General features: G+C 33.2%; 17 protein-coding genes. 4 read left to right on the top strand and 13 right to left on the bottom strand.

The genetic code is table 11. The annotated features are described in order from the left end of the window. Positions 1-414: 414 nt before the first annotated feature. The 8 genes from FDY99_RS18340 to FDY99_RS18305 form a co-directional block, all read right to left on the bottom strand. Positions 415-858: a JAB domain-containing protein gene (locus FDY99_RS18340; RefSeq protein ID WP_139423199.1), complete on the bottom strand. Its 444-nt coding sequence runs from the start codon at positions 856-858 to the stop codon at positions 415-417. A 90-nt stretch (positions 859-948) separates the two neighbouring features. Further along, on the bottom strand, positions 949-1,371 hold the full coding sequence (locus FDY99_RS18335) for a single-stranded DNA-binding protein (RefSeq protein ID WP_139423198.1): 423 nt from the start codon (positions 1,369-1,371) through the stop codon (positions 949-951). A 524-nt stretch (positions 1,372-1,895) separates the two neighbouring features. Beyond that, on the bottom strand, positions 1,896-2,738 hold the full coding sequence (locus tag FDY99_RS18330) for a toprim domain-containing protein (protein WP_139423197.1): 843 nt from the start codon (positions 2,736-2,738) through the stop codon (positions 1,896-1,898). A gap of 408 nt (positions 2,739-3,146) precedes the next feature. Further along, complete coding sequence (locus tag FDY99_RS18325; RefSeq protein WP_139423196.1) at positions 3,147-4,244, bottom strand: hypothetical protein; 1,098 nt, start codon at positions 4,242-4,244, stop codon at positions 3,147-3,149. Positions 4,245-4,310: 66 nt separating this feature from the next. Then, positions 4,311-5,027, bottom strand: a complete 717-nt coding sequence (locus FDY99_RS18320) for a hypothetical protein (protein ID WP_139423195.1) — start codon at positions 5,025-5,027, stop codon at positions 4,311-4,313. Between the two features lie 2 nt (positions 5,028-5,029). Beyond that, positions 5,030-5,281: a DUF3853 family protein gene (locus FDY99_RS18315; RefSeq protein ID WP_139423194.1), complete on the bottom strand. Its 252-nt coding sequence runs from the start codon at positions 5,279-5,281 to the stop codon at positions 5,030-5,032. A gap of 320 nt (positions 5,282-5,601) precedes the next feature. Beyond that, positions 5,602-6,447 (bottom strand): RteC domain-containing protein, encoded by an 846-nt coding sequence (locus tag FDY99_RS18310; protein WP_139423193.1) that lies wholly within the window; start codon positions 6,445-6,447, stop codon positions 5,602-5,604. A 44-nt stretch (positions 6,448-6,491) separates the two neighbouring features. Beyond that, entirely contained in the window at positions 6,492-8,237 is a 1,746-nt protein-coding gene (locus tag FDY99_RS18305; RefSeq protein WP_162304187.1) for a helix-turn-helix domain-containing protein, read from the bottom strand. A gap of 281 nt (positions 8,238-8,518) precedes the next feature. On the opposite strand from FDY99_RS18305, the gene FDY99_RS18300 reads away from it, so the two are divergent. The 3 genes from FDY99_RS18300 to FDY99_RS18295 are packed head-to-tail and all read left to right on the top strand — an operon-like array spanning position 8,519 to position 10,328. Beyond that, positions 8,519-8,785 carry a hypothetical protein gene (locus FDY99_RS18300; protein ID WP_139423191.1) on the top strand — a complete coding sequence of 89 codons (267 nt, stop codon included), beginning with the start codon at positions 8,519-8,521 and terminating at the stop codon, positions 8,783-8,785. A gap of 40 nt (positions 8,786-8,825) precedes the next feature. Further along, on the top strand, positions 8,826-8,990 hold the full coding sequence (locus tag FDY99_RS23050) for a hypothetical protein (protein ID WP_162304116.1): 165 nt from the start codon (positions 8,826-8,828) through the stop codon (positions 8,988-8,990). Between the two features lie 6 nt (positions 8,991-8,996). Further along, a complete protein-coding gene (locus tag FDY99_RS18295) occupies positions 8,997-10,328 on the top strand; it encodes a MauE/DoxX family redox-associated membrane protein (RefSeq protein WP_139423190.1) in 1,332 nt (443 codons plus the stop codon). Between the two features lie 40 nt (positions 10,329-10,368). On the opposite strand, the gene FDY99_RS18290 is transcribed toward FDY99_RS18295, so the two are convergent. After that, positions 10,369-11,726, bottom strand: a protein-coding gene (locus FDY99_RS18290) for an IS3 family transposase (protein ID WP_394344535.1) whose coding sequence is annotated in 2 segments (ribosomal slippage) — positions 10,369-11,388 and positions 11,391-11,726 — 1,356 coding nt in all. Because the reading frame shifts where the segments join, the coding sequence is not laid out codon by codon here. A gap of 313 nt (positions 11,727-12,039) precedes the next feature. Here FDY99_RS18290 and FDY99_RS18285 point away from each other — a divergent pair. Next, entirely contained in the window at positions 12,040-12,315 is a 276-nt protein-coding gene (locus tag FDY99_RS18285; RefSeq protein WP_228448840.1) for a DUF6520 family protein, read from the top strand. A gap of 88 nt (positions 12,316-12,403) precedes the next feature. On the opposite strand, the gene FDY99_RS18280 is transcribed toward FDY99_RS18285, so the two are convergent. From FDY99_RS18280 to FDY99_RS18265, 4 genes are read right to left on the bottom strand one after another with little or no spacing between them, the layout of a single operon-like run. After that, entirely contained in the window at positions 12,404-13,192 is a 789-nt protein-coding gene (locus tag FDY99_RS18280) for a hypothetical protein (RefSeq protein ID WP_139423188.1), read from the bottom strand. A 51-nt stretch (positions 13,193-13,243) separates the two neighbouring features. Further along, on the bottom strand, positions 13,244-14,164 hold the full coding sequence (gene cap12, locus FDY99_RS18275; protein WP_139423187.1) for a CBASS system CD-NTase-associated NAD(+) hydrolase Cap12: 921 nt from the start codon (positions 14,162-14,164) through the stop codon (positions 13,244-13,246). 1 nt (position 14,165) lies between these two features. Then, entirely contained in the window at positions 14,166-15,251 is a 1,086-nt protein-coding gene (locus FDY99_RS18270) for a hypothetical protein (protein WP_139423186.1), read from the bottom strand. A 20-nt stretch (positions 15,252-15,271) separates the two neighbouring features. Then, positions 15,272-15,502: a DUF2188 domain-containing protein gene (locus tag FDY99_RS18265; protein ID WP_139423185.1), complete on the bottom strand. Its 231-nt coding sequence runs from the start codon at positions 15,500-15,502 to the stop codon at positions 15,272-15,274. Between the last annotated feature and the right edge of the window lie 241 nt (positions 15,503-15,743).

The following is a 15,743-nucleotide window of genomic DNA, read 5'->3' as shown; positions in this document are numbered from 1 at the left end:
ATGCTCAAGTAATTTTTTTAATTAGCTATAAAAGCCAGAATGCGTATAAATCGTAAATTCAATAGATTCCCTTAACTTGTGCAAAAAACTAGTGATCCAACCTTAAATAATAATAGTTTAGTTCATCTCATATTCTCCAAAATATCTACTCCAAGTCCTTTCTTTGTTGTTACAGAGTACATCATGTGCAAATATTTTTATGATTACAAATTTAACTAAAGGAAAAATAACTTATAACTAAAATCTATCGCAGCCTTTTTTGAAAAAATTAGTGACTCAGAACAGAATATTTTTTCTAATGGGGTTGCTCCACTTTTGCAAAAATGCGTTTCCGACCGGAGGGAGGAATTGCATTTTTGCCGCGCAGAAAAAACGGCAACTTTAAGGCTACCGTTAAACAAATTTCAGATCCCATTATAATATGCCATCATCAGCAAATGACAAATAATTTGTTGAACTTAAGATACAATGATCTAGTAATTTGATATTTAAAAATTCAGATGCACTTTTTATGCTCTTAGTGATTTTGAGATCTTCAGGGGAAGCCTTTAGATTTCCTGAAGGATGATTATGTGCCAGAATAATTCCGGAAGCATTGCACAGAAGTCCAGCCTGCATAATGATTCTAACGTCAACAACTGTAGATGATATTCCTGATTCTGATATTTTTCTAATACCTAGAACTTTATTAGCTTGATTCAGATACAATGTGAAAAATGATTCTCTGTAATCAATTTCCCCACTGTCGAAATGTTGTCGAAAAACCTGTACGGCATCTCTTGAATTTGTTATTAGTATTTCCGCATTCCCTTTTCTTGAATAGCTTAATTTTATTTCGTTTACAATATTAAATTTCATGTGTTTTTGCTCTTTAACGGAAGAGACTTTTATTTTCCCGTAACTAAATTTGTTTTATATTTTTAATCTGACTTATTTTTGGAGATCGTTTTAGAATGGCAAATCATCGTCATCGTCTGCAATCAAATTTGACTTCGATTTTGAATCTCCATTTTCATTATGTTTCGCTTTTTGCTTCGATGTTTCCTCAGTCTGATGGGATGTAGTTCCACCTCCATGCACTTTAATCTTAGAGGTATGAAAATTCATGGAGGATTTAATTTCCCCATCCTTACCCAGCCAGGCATTCGAACTTGCAGTTCCTATTAATTCCACGAGAGTTCCTTTGGTCAGAATTTTTGCAACGTTGGGACTAACCCAGTAAGAACAGTTAAAGAAGGTTGTCTGTTCTACTCTTTCACCCGTTTTTTTCTTGTAACTATCGTTGATTGCTACTGAAAAGTTGACCACTTGCTTTGAGTTTGCCAGAGTGTTGATTTCTGCATTTCTTGTAATTCTTCCGATGATGTTCATACTATTTAATTTTAGATGTTAATAATTATTTTAATGACTTCAATTTTTGATTGTATTGATTTGGTATCGAGGACACTCGTTTTTCTTAAGTCCTTTTAATTGTTTGGAAAAGATTCACATCTATTTCCATTGATAATTTTTTTTAATGTCAAAGACCGTCTGTTATTTACTTGATTCGTCTAACTGAGGTTTCTGTTTTTCTTTGCCAATTATCATAGGAAAGTATCAGGCACATAAAACCAAATCCTCCAGAATTGGAGGATTTGGCTGGAAATATTTTTGTCCGCAGGATTCAGGAGTTTCTGAAAAAATTATTGGAGCTAGCGCAAAGAATTTTTTGAGATACCCAAAAATATTTTTTGGTGAGAATGATGCTGTCCTACATTTGCAACAGTAAAAACAGAAATCAGTTAGAAGTCAATAAGAGACGTTGAAACAGTTGATAATTATCAAAGAGATTGCAATAGATATTTCCCAGAAAGACTCGATAAACAAGACAGTTACAGAAGGAAGGATGCGAAATTTTAATGTTGTTTACAGTACCATTCATTCATATCTTTATAATCGCTGTATAATATGGAACAATCTTCAACATTTTTATATTTTTTCTGCACCATTTGTTTGATTGTCTTACCATTGTCATCATTGTCGAGGAAAAGAAAAATTTTATTATATCCAAATAATTCATTTTCAACTTTGAAAAACATTGCTGTGGAATTTAAAATGAGATAATCCGCAGTTTCATCGTTGAGAATGTTGATCGCTCTGTACGTTAGATAATCAAAAAAACCTTCGAACAAAATGATTTCTTTACCGGAATTGAGATCATTTTTGACCAATGTCACATCCTTCTTGCCCAGACACAGTTTAGAATACTTACTTCGGATTTCAAACCCTCCTGAATTGTTTTTAAAACCAATTCCAAAAAATTTCTTATTGTTCATCTTATAATGTATCTCCGTTACGAGATCCTGTTGTTCGTACACCTTCCGTAATTGCAAATACTGAATTAATGCAGAATGCTTGATGTCAATCGTTTTTATAATCTCATAGTGTTTTTGTACTATACTACCAATCTTCTCTTCAGAATTTAAGAGAGAGAAATCAAACCGAGAAAAATATTTTAATGCTTCGGATACAGAGCATCTGTTGATGATCTGAACTATAGAAATTACATCATAGCTTTTTCCTGTTCCGAAATCAAAAGCAGTATTTTTCATAAAATCAACTGCGAGGCTGGGAACTTTCTCCTTTCTATCCAATGCAAAATAAAAAGCAGTTCTTTGATTTTCCTTGACTGGAAATATGTTGAATGACTCTAGCAATACTCTGATTCCTACCCTAGTCTTAATGTCTTGACAATTCATTTTTTTTGTTTTTGAAGCAATTTCTAAAGAGTTATTTCCTTTTAATAAAAAAAATAAACTTTGTAATCTTTTAGTTCACTTTTAATAATGACTGCAATCGACTGGTATTAGCTTATCAAACTTCTTTTTTGAGTGAGTGGAATTCCGAAAAGGAAATCAGTGCTATTCCGAAAAAGAGATCAGTACAATTCCGAAAAAGCATTTGGAATGCACGAGTACAATTCCGAAAACGTCATTTAAAAATTGATAACTTATCCACAATTACGTATGAAGACTTTCGTCAATGAGTGCAATTCCGAAAATCCATTATAGAAAACATAAATCCGACGATACTTTTAACGCCAGCGAGTGCAATTCCGAAAGACACATGAGCGTAATTCCGAAATGCAGATGAGTGCAAATCCGAATTCAGATAATGTTTGGATAGCCATTAGGTAATAGTTTGCCCACTTTGGTAACTCTGTACAGTATGATGATATATTCCTGAATCTTTTGTAAAAAGGTTATCCCTTTAAAATCCGTTGACCTGGTTTTTTGCAGCCTATTCATTTTTTTGAATTCTGAAAAAGCTTGTTCAATCAATACTCTCGTCTGGGGTATATTTTTATAATGATAATTGAAAAGTCCCATTTCATTTTCCTTAAGCATATATCTTTTTCTAAAGTATCTTAATCTCCTTGTCAATTTTGATTGTTCGGAAACATCTACAGCTAAATCAAACGTCTTTACCGCTTTTGTCTGATAAGGTATTATGGAAATCAGATCCTTGCTATATTTATAATTGAAAGAGAGATTATTGAATTTGTTTAAATTAATTCTCGTAGGTTTTAAGAATTTGAAACAAAAATCATTTGCTGTTTTATAGTTAAGTCCAAATTTCCTGTTCAAATTAGAAAGCTTAACACTGGTTCCTGTAACTGGTAATTTTGAAAGCCATATCGCAAAAATGATATGCTTATTATTACTGATATTATATACCAGATTATAGAGGACGTAGTTATATTCAGGAATGACCATTAATTTTTTAAGCCAGTAACTGCTGATCAAAAACCGAGTGTACCCCCTTTGATCATAAGAAGGAGTAGAAATTAATCCTCCGAATGTCTTAATTTCCTTTCCCTTTGCATTAACTGACTTATACCAAGCCATTTTAAACTTAGCCAAAAATTCGTATGCATCAATGACCTGTTTTGTTGAACCGCTGGGTGAGATTTTGCTGTTTCTTATTTTTAAAGAGGCAAAAATATTATGATCGGTCTCAAATTCTTCATCGAATAAAGAAAGTTGATGAGGTCGATCTTCCGGCCGAAATTGTTCAGTACTAATCATAGAAACAATATTAAAAATAACACGCAAAGCATTGATGGGAATATCTGCTGCCGCCTGATCCTCAAAAATAAAATCATCAACAAAAGCGTTTCCCAATCTGATTCGCTCAGGACTTCTATCGCTTCTTTCTTCAAAAATTTTACGAATCATTCTATAATTCATTTCTGTGTCAGCCATATTGAATAATATAATTAATTAGATTCTTGTATAGAAATTAAAGCTTAGGGAATTAATTGGAAAAAACTAAGATGACTTCGGGCGTTTTATCGTTGGAACAGACTCTATTGAAAGATCACTTAAACCCTTTTTATCCTTTAAAAACGGTAAAATACTTTTTAGAGAAGACTTCCAATTCGTGATGGGTCTTTTTGAATGATTAATCCATCCATCATCTAACCAACTTTCATATTTTTCCTTTATGAAAAGCTTCATTGTGCTCTCGTACAAATCCAGTGTTTGAGCGTATTGCAAGAATTCATCTAAGGTTGGAATATCTAAATTATTGAGCTGACGTTGTGAACTCGCGAAAAATAAATTTCCATCTTGCTGCGCATCTACCTTAATATTGGGAATGGCAATATTCTCTTCAAAATTAACTATGTTATCTTCTAAATGCAGTCTATCCGCATCAACAAAATTTTTAATTTCCAATTGATTTACTGCGACTTGAGTAGTAGGTTTTAGTGGATAATTTAACAGTATACGATAGTTGCATGGAAGACCGTTTCGGGTCTGAAACTCAATTAATCCTAAGACCTGCAGCTTTTCTTTAGTTGATTTGACCGTTTTTCTAGTCAGCCGCAGCTCTCTACTTATCTCTACATCAGATAACTTTAAGTCATAGCGTTCTTTAGCGAATCCTTCTTTTAATAAATATAAGTAGAATGCAGCAGCTGTAGATCCAACATTATTTTCGTGGTTGAAATCCCAGAAGCGCTGAATTAATTCAAGATAATACATATCTATTTTTTACCGAAAAGCTCCAATGCTTTTTCCTTGTCAATGATGATAATATTTTTGTTTTGGATAATAGCATTGTCCAAAATACCTGAGGATTTTATCTCCGAGGCTTTGGAAACCGAGCATCCAAGAATTTTTGCCAACCCTTTCAATCCGTACTCATATTTTTTTTCAGCAGTGAAATTTTTTAAAATTTCTAAAAATTCCTCTACAGTTAATTGCCAGATGGGAATTTTGAGATCTAATTTTTTCATTTGAAATCTTTTTAGAATTGTGTGAAACTTGTTTTGTTTTCTGATACAAAACTGATAAAAACACAGATAAACCTTTCGGTAGTATTTCGTAACTACCGAAAGATTTATGAAAAAAAAGAATGAGGCTAAAACATAATCCTGCCGCAGCGTCCTGTCAGAAGAACTTTAGGTAATGAAAGGAAAATAGCAACTACAACTCCCCTATGATTAGCTACTCTTAGAAAAGACAAAAAAGTATAAATAGATAAGATCTTTCACCGAGTTACACGTAAATCATCCAAAATGAAACATTTTATATTTATTTAATCGTAAATTCCTTACTATTCGTCTGAATTATCAAGATACAGCTCCATATTTTGCTTAATCAGATTAAGAAATTTGGTACGATCAGCTTTTCTGAGCTTAATTTCACTTAAGGTTTTATGGTAGTTACCCAAATTAATATTCAATGCGGTCTCTGCCCATCTAAAAACTTCTGAAGGTTCAGCTTTTCCTGCGTTGAAGCATTTAGTTTGATAAAGCGCATATAATAATTCAGTCAATGCAACTTTTGGGGCAGTCCACTCCAGGGGGCTGCTTTGGAAAACAATATGATCGGTAACATAATCAGCATTTATCTTTGTAGTCAGATACAAATCCAGACGGTCATTTGCCAGAATCTGAGAAACCGTGTGATCGTGAGAAGTAGTAAAATGCTCATCATAGCTATAAAACTCGGGGCTCAGTCTTAGTTTAAAATCAAATTTAAACTTTACAAAATACTTTTTATCCAGATAAGTTGCCTTACGTTTGTAGTAGCTTATAAACTCTTTATGTTCCTGATAGAAGTACAATAGATTAGCCCTTTCTGTTTCATAATAACTTTTGAGTACAGACGGATCGGCATAAGGTTTTGAACTTTCAATGGATAAGAGTTTTGAGTAATAAATATAGATCGAAACAAACTTTGGCTTTGTTACCTTAAAAAAGTAAATTTCTTCACTCCAATCTTCAAATTGGTATTGAGAAACATATTCTTTCAGCTTTCTGATTGCTTTGTCTGTGTCCATCAGAATTTCTTCTGCATACAATAGAACATCTGTTTTGTTACGATGCACTGCATCGAGATTTTCACTGAGGTCTTTCCACAGTTGATCAACTTTCTTTTTGAAATTTGTACCGGTCATACGTTAAAATTTTAGTAACGTAAAAATCGTATAAAAATGAATTGTTATTGTTGATCGAGTTCCTGATTACGTTTGCGCATAAAATCTTTCGGACTCATTCCATTGATTTCACGGAAATGTCTGGTAAATACCTGCCTGTTCAGCATTCCACACATCTCAGCAAGACTGTCGATTTTGTAATTAAGGTATTTTTTGTCTTCCAACATCATGTTAGTAATATAATTTATCCTTAAAGTTTTAAGGTACTCTGGAAATGTAGTATCCAAATGATCGTTGATCACATAAGACAGTGTAGTTCTGTTGCTGCCTATCATCGAAGCTACTTCAGGAAGTTTAATATTTTTCTTTAAAAACTGCTTTTTCTCCTGAAAAACTACAAGATTTCTTTTTACCTCTTCAATCCGCTCCGTACTTGGTAGTTCTTTGGTACTTTCCTGCTCCGTTTGCTGATCATCAATTAACTCTTCAACATTTAGCTTGTCTTCATTACCACTGTCTTCTGGAATATTCAACTTTTCAGATTGTTCCTTATAATTTTGAAATTTATCCTTTAGCTGATCATATCGACTGGTTAGCTCTTTTTCTTTTTTAATAGATTGGTAAATGATGTATCCAATAAAGCCAAAGCCAATTGCTATTGAACATAAATATAGTATGGTACCGATGTGATTTTCTTTCATCAATTTCTTCTTATCAGAAGTCAGTCTTTCGGTATCATACTCATTCTTGATTTTTGACGAGAGTTTTGGAAAGTCGTTGATAATGATTGAATCTGCTTTTAAAAGTTGATTGGTATAGTAAAGTTGCTTTTCGGCATTGCGAGAATACTTAGCATCATTAATCAGATACTCATAGCTTGCCCTTATTTCGGGAGTGATATACTGAAATTTATTGACAATAGAATCCACTTTAATCAAGTACTTTACTGACTCTCCCCTTCTTCCCGCTTCCCAATATAATTTTCCAAGATAGAAATTTACAGTTGCCAGGGATGCAAAATCTTGTTTATGATTCAAAATATCTTGCGCTAATCTCAAATGTTTTAAGGCTTCAGCAGATTGACCCTCACGTATCAACTGGATACCTTTGCCCTTCTGAAAGTATGCATATTCTAAAGAATGTTGATCCGTTGTGTCTAACTTTTTAAGTCCGATGTCAATCAGTGAATCTTCTTTCGCATACAATTTCATATTAAGATAACATTTGCTCAGGCGATAAATGCTATTCAAGTAACCTGATTCGTAGTTAAGTTTTGTATTGATATGAAGATTTTTCAACGCCATATTTTTTTCAAAGAAATTGGCTGTTTCAATAAAATGCTCTGATGCTTCGCCATGATATCCCAAATATTCCTTTACCATACCGAGGTGATAAGTCACCTTATTTTTCAAATACTCATCATTCGAGTTTTTTGAATATCCGAAGGCTTTTAAATATTCTTCAAGAGCTTTTTTATGATTTCTGATGTTGTAGTAATAGATAATTCCTTTACCCAAATAAGCACGGGAAATCTGATCATTGTCTGTAGATTTCACTGCGGCAACGATTGCACTGTCACCATATCGTAATTTCCGTTCTGCTGTGTTGGAATAGTAAATGGCTTCCTCGTAACCGGCTATTACTTTGTTAAAATCATGTTCCTTTTTGGCTTTACCAATATACATATTCACATATACCATCGCTCTTTCATCATTTTCGGGATAAGAGTTGAAAAGAGCTGACAATTTTTTGTAAGAATTCTCCTGCTCCTGACTATGAAATAAATTCACAAACAATGCTAGAATAAGCATTAAAAGTCGATTATGATTTTGCATGTGATTATGGTTAGTCCAAATTTAACCAAATTCTTATAAGAAATCCGAGAGTAAACGCCTTAATTCACCATTCTGTTATAACCCTCTGAATCACAAAATAATAATTCAGATTTTCAGTGGAATAATGTATCCATTATACCTTTTCGAATGATCCATCATCCCACCAAACCCTTTTACGACGGGCAAAATCATTCTAATTTCGAACCAGATATCTAAACAACCCGGCCGGGATAACTTTTAAAAATCATTAAAACATTATGAAAAAGTATATCTCAATATTTAGTTTAATTACTGCATTTTTCATGCAGTCTTGCGAAAGATCAGATGCTGATATTAACTCGGAAATGTTTCAGGAAAACACAAAACCTCTCAGCTTTAAAAAACAGAAAACAGAAGCAAAAGATGCAAGTAAGTCAACAGAAAAAGGTTCAGATACAGACAATCTTGATACTGGTGATGATGACGAACCGAGAAGAGACAAACAGCACTGGAGGATAAGCCAAGATACCATTGGTAAAAGATAATCGTGTTATTAAAAATTCTGAGATTTTATAACTGCTGGTCATGGAGAATAAAGAAATCATTTTGCCGTCTGGGAAAAAATGCACTTGCAGCGGAGAATGGGAATTGAAAGGTCATATTACCACAACAATTTTCCTGTCAAAAGGTGAAACAATGCCTGACTACTGCGGCAAAAAGGTACAATGGATTTTAATCAAAAAAGGCTAAAAATATATGAAAACCATCAAAACAAGATTTGTAGAAATCGTCAGTTATTTTTTCATCCTACTGTTTTGTTATGCCAGTATCAGTAAGATGATGGATTTTGAAAATTTTCAATATCAAATCGGTCAATCACCACTTCTGACCTCATACTCGGACATCATTTCTTATGGAATACTTGCCCTTGAACTCTCAGTCAGTATGTTATTGATATTTGAAAAGACGAGAAGGCTGGGTTTGTATGCATCTTTTGTTTTGATGGTTTCATTCTCCTTTTACATATACCTTATTCTCAACTACAGTGAGTTTATTCCTTGTTCATGTGGAGGCATATTAGAAAAAATGGATTGGAGAACACATTTAATCTTCAATATTATAACCGTTTTTCTAGCAGCTGCCGCAATTTTAGTACAAACTAAAATTTTGAAAGAAAACTTGACTAGCGCTGCCATTTTAATGTTCCTATTGTCATTGTGCAGTGTCGGAATTCTGATTTTTCTGCATCAGCAGTCAGTAAACTTAACAGAGAAAGAAAACAACTTTGTGAGAAGATTTCTACAGCATCCTGTGGATGAAGAGCGAAGGTTTGACCTGAAGGTGAATTCATATTATTTTGCAGGATCAACAAAAGACTCGATGTATTTGGGAAACCATACCACGCCTTTTATACTGAGCTCAATAGATAATGATTTTCAAAAAATTAAAGCACTTTCTGTAGTTCCTGACCAATCAGATTTTACATTCAAAAGTTCCAAAATGTTGGTAAAGAATAATCATTATTACTTATACGACGGGACTATTCCTATATTATATAAGGGAAATACTGGACAAACTAATTTAAAGACAATTAGTTACAAACAAATTTACTTTAGTCAGCTACAGACATTGAATGAAGAATCATTTCCGATTATTACTTATTCGCTGGAGAAAAAAATCCAATCTTTGGGCTTACTATCATTAAACCCGAAAGTAAATAGTAAGGTTCATCCTGAACTCCTTGAAAAAGTGAATGACGGCATCTTTGACACCGATGGAAAGTTGGCTGTAGATCATTATTCAGATAAAATCATCTATTCTTACAGCTACAAAAATAAGTTCGTGGTTCTGGATAGCAACTTAAAGAACAAACAAACATTTCATACAATAGATGATTTAAGTAATCAGCAGATTGAAGTTGTGCACTTAAAAGACGGTCAGAAAAAAATGAAAAATCATCCAGTGATCGTAAATAAGTCAGTTTTTGCTTATAAGGGGTTACTGTTTATCGAGTCAGACCGGATGGGGAAATTTGAAAATAAGAAACAGCAAAAGCAGTCCATCACCATTTGTACGTCTTCAAACTAACTTGGACATTTTGGAATAAATCCTTAAGGAGTATTTAGGGTTATAAATTTATAAATTTCTGTTGAAAATACAACTGTCTTCTTTTTCGGATTGAATCCGATTTTATTTGTCTTCTTTTTTCCAAAATTTGCTCAGATCTTCCGAAGTACACATCTGCTGGAGGAAGGTTTTTCAAAGATTCGTGATATCGCTTGTTATTGTAGTTTTCTACGAATTTTTCTAAAGCTTCCACAAGTTCTTCAGGATGATAGAAGTGATTGAGTTTTACCACATTTTTCATCGTTCTGTGGTATCGTTCTATTTTCCCTTGGGTTTGCGGATGCATCGGCTTTCCGTGAACCTGCTTCATCTTCAAATCGTCTTTCAGGTAGGTTCTGAGTTCGTTTGATATGTAGCAGGAACCATTGTCTGAGAGTAATTTCGGTTTGGCTTTAGACTTTAATTTTGCTTTTTCAATCGCTGTATTTACTGTTCTTTTCACATCTTCAGCCTTCATCGAATCACAGAGTTCCCAGTGGATGATATACCTGCTGTAGTCGTCTAAAACAGTGCTCAGATAGTACCAACCCCAACCAATCACTTTAAAATAAGTGAAATCTGTTTGCCACATTTGATGCACAAATTCTGTCTTATCCTTAAATTCATTTGCTGCTGAAAGTAAAAAATGATTCGGTGCAGGGATTAAATCCCGTTGCTTCAAAATCCTGTAAACACTGGATTCTGAGATGAAAATACCTTGTTCATCGGTAATTTTGTGCGCCAGTTCTCTTGAGGAAAGTTCTGTATGTTCCAAAGCGATTTCTACTACCAAATCTTTTTGTTCTTCCGGAATGCTATTCCATTGTCTTTTAGATGTTCTTTTGGACGTTTCCAAGCCATCGTAGCCGTTTTCAAGGTATTTCTGATACCACTTATAGAAAGTACTTCTTGCAATCCCAAAGCTTTCCAAGGTTCGTTTTACACCAATTTCACTCGTAGTAACTTCTTGAATAATTTCGTATTTCTCACTTGCTGATAATCTCATAAACTTTCTGTATTTATGGGTCAATCCAGCATGTCTAAGCTTTTTTTTACAATGTCATAGCGCAGAACCAAATCGGCAACCATTTCCTTCAGTCGGGCATTCTCTTTCTTCAAATCCGACACTTCATCACTCGTGGCTTCTCTAATGACATCGCCGTTGAGTCGTTTTTTACCGGCTTCCATAAATTCTTTGTTCCAGGAATAAAACTGAGATTGGGCAATATTATGCTGTCGGCATAGTTCCGCTACAGAAGTTTCTGCACGAAGCCCTTCCATTACGATTAAAATTTTCTGCTCGGCTGTAAAGATCCTCCTTGTATTTTTACGGATGTCTTTTATGAATTTTTCGGAACTTTTCTTTTTAGGTGTTTCCATAATTAAATGTAATTCTTTTTTTGAAAACACTCCTTAACTTTTATACTATATAGTGTCTACTTTTTGCTGACGATTTACAATCACCATTGATATTTATGCAACCAATGAAAAAAAATATCTTGGTAGTTTTTATCTTCCTAATCCTAAATCATCGAAGAAAACACAATTTCATATTAAAGACGACCGTCTTTATTTAATCATTGAAAATGAACTGATCAGCTATCGTTTTGCGCAAAACATCGTTAAGCATTTCAGAGCAGGGGAAGCCGAAAACCTGAATACAGAGTAGGCACCAATAACAAATTTCAACAAAATGAAAAATTTAAGAAAAATCGCATTGCCATTAGCAATCTTTGCATTTGGTATCGGAAGTGCGTACGCTGGTACAGCGTCAGACAAAACAGAGAACTCCATTACACAAGGCTATCGATTCGATGCCTTAGCTCCTCCGGGGCAACAGTGTATGGTTACAGAACATGAGTGTAGCACAATTCCATCGGGAGATGTCTGTACTTATGAAGACAGCTCGTCTGTAGAGCAAAACCTATTTCAACCAGGTTGTGTGAACGTTTTATTCAAAATTCCTTAAACAAGAATCTAAAAGATGAAGGGTGCTTTTCAGCACCCTTCTTTTAATTTATTTACTGTAAAAAAACTTTTACATAACGTATGGTTTGTTATGGTTTAATTTTAAGTGGGAGTAAAGTCCTGTAATAATCACGAAGTTCAGTATTTTCAAATTTCTCCGATTCTATATTGGTGTGTATCTGCAAAATTTCTTTGTTAATTTTCTCTTTGAGCCAATACAGCTTCGGCTTCACATCATCGTGTTGATTGCTGTAATCATTAAGATAAGATTTCAATTTTTCCAAATAGGGATACAAATCAATTTCCATATTATCAAATTCGGAAGTGGCTTTGCTGATGTAATCAATATAATAGTTTCGGTCATCATCTTGTGATAAGATATCCATCAAATAATCAAGTTCATCTTCTGCAGAATGATTTCCAACCCTATAGTTAATTCCATTTTCGATTACATCTTCATCTACAAGTATTCGTGGATAAATTGCCTTTTTTGATTCAAGTTCGTGAGCTTTCACGAGCGCAGGGCCAAAAATTAATTCATTTGTATGAATTAACTTTCCAATACTAACCCCCCCTCTTGTTAGGTAACCTTGATTTGCTAATTCAAAGGAGACGAACATCAAATCATTTAAGGTATGATACACTTGGCTAGGTTCAGAAAATTCATAAGAAATAACTATAGAATCTGAAAAATATGTGGTGACCTTAGTCTTAGAAAAACCTCCATCATCTGTCAAATTCTTTGCTAGACTTAAAATTTTTTGAATAGATCTGATTTTATTTAAATCATCTTCTCCAGTGCTGGTAATTGTTTCATTAATGTGCTGTTTAAATCCTAAAATATCTATGAAACAACAAATTCTGTTTTCGTAATTCATAACGTCTAGTTATATTTTAATTTGAAAGACTGCCTCTGTAGCAGTCTTTATTTACTGTCTTATAATTTTGACAAACTCACTTAATGAGTTTCTATCAATTAAATTCTGCAACGTATGCGCAAATTTATCTAGTTCTCTACTTAAAATATTTTGATATTCCTTTCCATTCTTTTTAAATTCTTCAGGAAGCAATTCCTTTATAGCGTAATTAATCCCTGTCAAAGTTGTCGGAAAATCATGTATTTTAATTTCACCGGAATCAAGCTTCTCAATATTTACATGAAATTTACGATCCCTACCCGAACATTTAATAACAGCTTCCTTAACACCAATTTTTTTCTTAATGATTTCGAATTGTAGATTGATATCATCATCTATTTTATTCGGTATTATAATGTCGAAGCTACATGTGGTAAAATTCGTGCCCTCAATTTCTAAATTTCCGTCGTTTATTATTTTAGAGCAAATCGCTTTTACGAAATTTTCAAAATAACCGAAGGCTAATGTATTTGAAGGAAAAAAATTAAAGTCATCAGGGTCGGTTTGCAAAAAGAAATCTTTAATTTCTTCTACTTTTTCTTCAAGATTGTCATCGCTAAATCTTGAAAAAAAGATTCCATCTAAATCACTCATCTTTTTCACATCTTTATGAACCAAAAAGCAAGTTCTTTGCAATCCAAGTCTACCTATAAATAATCCTAGTTCAAACAATATGTTATCTCTTGCCTGTAAATAAGTTTTTTTTCTAACTACAACCCTATCATCAGGAGTACCAATTAAAATTCCAAAATCAAATTTTAATGGTGCTTTCATTAAATCATGCAAAAAATTATTATTCAATTTAAAAACAGATCTATCCCACAAATTATCATCCCAAATCACAACATCAAAGTCTTTTTTGAGTAACCGCTGAACTTGCTCAGCGGTTGCTTTTTCCTCGGATGAACTTCCAATAAAAATTCTCTTTTTCATATTATAAAAATCTTAATGCTGTTGTATTTGGTAATAAATCCTCATAGATGAACAATATCTCCTCATAAAGGAGTCTTAAAAGTCTAATCTTTTCAGGTTTGTTGTAAAATATATATTCAGTACCATCGATGGATTTTATGGAATTTCTATAAACTTCGTTTTCCGAAATCTTTTTAAATTCCGTGTACAAAATATAAACTAACTGATAATACGGTAAGCTAAAATATTGATGAATAGGAATATTATAACAAACAGAACAAATATCAAAACTTGATAAACCTCTTAAGTCTTGTTCGGAATCTGCTTTTAATGTTTTGGTAAAACGTATCATTTTTTTCAGCCTACCGCCAGTCTCCTTACTTCTTTCATTTATTAAACTTATTTTCAGAAATGGAAAATCAGTAGCCAACCTCTCATTTTTTTCCTTATCGTAAATCTGAATTCCTCTCTGAGTTTCATCTTCATTAAATTCGGACTCTACGGATCTATACCAAGATGCAGTCACTACATCTACAATTCTATTGGGCTCACTTGGATTCACTTCAATTGATTTCGCCTTGTCAGTATCAACATTTTTGTAAGTGCTCAACAAAACAACTTCAGCATTCAACCGTAAAAGTCTCAAATCACTATTTGAATTACCGGAATATGGAGTTGCATTGATAACGTTTAAAAGTTTTTGCTTTTGGCTCATAGACATATTAGGTTCAGAAATATATTTAATGCTAAAATTCTGACCAATCTCGTGAGAATAAAAAGAATTCGTAATCTGAATTAGATCAATATCACTGTGCCCTTTTATATGAGTATTACTCATAACTGAACCTTGATATCGGTAATCTACCGAAGAGTTATTTCTCTTGAGATGACCTTTAACATTATCTCCCGCTTCAATGGTCCTCTCTGTATATCTTGCCTCAACACCATTCATTGATCTTTTAACATATTCAAGAACTTGCTTCCCTGATGATTTCAGTTGTCCCAATTCGTCGCTAAAAGCCTTATTAAATAATACTGACTCATTAATAAAGTCAGGGTTGCTTCTGTTTTTAACTTTCTCAATTAAACTTGTGTAGTTTTTTCTCATACTATAATATTTTTAATAAATTATCCCTTACTTTTTTTTGGATCTATAGATCTTGGGTAAGTTCTTTCTTCTTGAAATTCTCCCGAATTCTTATGAATTCTTAGAGAACCACCACTTTGACTTTCAATAAAACCTCTCGCTGACTTTACAGCATCAATTTTATTTGAATCAAACACTTTGGAAGATCTTTCCGCTCCTTCCTTTTTTAACTTGTACCTCCCATCTTCGTGGGTCAAATGAAAATTTTCCATAATATGAAACTTTAATTTTAATAGCTTACGGAGCTACGTTTACCGAGAATGGAAGGGAAAATTTGCGAAAGAAAAATATTATAGTATTTTTGTATCACAAATAAAGCGGTTTCCATTCTAAAAAACCACTTTGTAATTAGAGTGCAAAAGTCCTATCGTTCGAAGGTTGGGACTTTTGTCTTTTTAACACCTTTACTTGATTATCAAGATTTTATTCATCCTGAAATTTAGTTGGCTTTAA

Source organism: Chryseobacterium mulctrae (assembly GCF_006175945.1).
Lineage (GTDB): Bacteria > Bacteroidota > Bacteroidia > Flavobacteriales > Weeksellaceae > Chryseobacterium > Chryseobacterium mulctrae.
The sequence above is the reverse complement of the archived record's forward strand: the minus strand, read 5'-3'. Positions and strand labels throughout refer to the sequence as shown.

Coding starts and splice junctions, on each gene's coding strand:
- FDY99_RS18305 (WP_162304187.1), bottom strand. CDS start 8,237: ATGCTTATTCTAGCATTGTTTGTGAATTTATTTCATAGTCAGGAGCAG.
- FDY99_RS18300 (WP_139423191.1), top strand. CDS start 8,519: ATGAAAAAGTATATCTCAATATTTAGTTTAATTACTGCATTTTTCATG.
- FDY99_RS18280 (WP_139423188.1), bottom strand. CDS start 13,192: ATGAATTACGAAAACAGAATTTGTTGTTTCATAGATATTTTAGGATTT.
- FDY99_RS23050 (WP_162304116.1), top strand. CDS start 8,826: ATGGAGAATAAAGAAATCATTTTGCCGTCTGGGAAAAAATGCACTTGC.
- FDY99_RS18325 (WP_139423196.1), bottom strand. CDS start 4,244: ATGGCTGACACAGAAATGAATTATAGAATGATTCGTAAAATTTTTGAA.
- cap12 (WP_139423187.1), bottom strand. CDS start 14,164: ATGAAAAAGAGAATTTTTATTGGAAGTTCATCCGAGGAAAAAGCAACC.
- FDY99_RS18295 (WP_139423190.1), top strand. CDS start 8,997: ATGAAAACCATCAAAACAAGATTTGTAGAAATCGTCAGTTATTTTTTC.
- FDY99_RS18310 (WP_139423193.1), bottom strand. CDS start 6,447: ATGACCGGTACAAATTTCAAAAAGAAAGTTGATCAACTGTGGAAAGAC.
- FDY99_RS18265 (WP_139423185.1), bottom strand. CDS start 15,502: ATGGAAAATTTTCATTTGACCCACGAAGATGGGAGGTACAAGTTAAAA.
- FDY99_RS18315 (WP_139423194.1), bottom strand. CDS start 5,281: ATGAAAAAATTAGATCTCAAAATTCCCATCTGGCAATTAACTGTAGAG.
- FDY99_RS18270 (WP_139423186.1), bottom strand. CDS start 15,251: ATGAGAAAAAACTACACAAGTTTAATTGAGAAAGTTAAAAACAGAAGC.
- FDY99_RS18330 (WP_139423197.1), bottom strand. CDS start 2,738: ATGAATTGTCAAGACATTAAGACTAGGGTAGGAATCAGAGTATTGCTA.
- FDY99_RS18320 (WP_139423195.1), bottom strand. CDS start 5,027: ATGTATTATCTTGAATTAATTCAGCGCTTCTGGGATTTCAACCACGAA.
- FDY99_RS18340 (WP_139423199.1), bottom strand. CDS start 858: ATGAAATTTAATATTGTAAACGAAATAAAATTAAGCTATTCAAGAAAA.
- FDY99_RS18335 (WP_139423198.1), bottom strand. CDS start 1,371: ATGAACATCATCGGAAGAATTACAAGAAATGCAGAAATCAACACTCTG.
- FDY99_RS18285 (WP_228448840.1), top strand. CDS start 12,040: ATGAAAAATTTAAGAAAAATCGCATTGCCATTAGCAATCTTTGCATTT.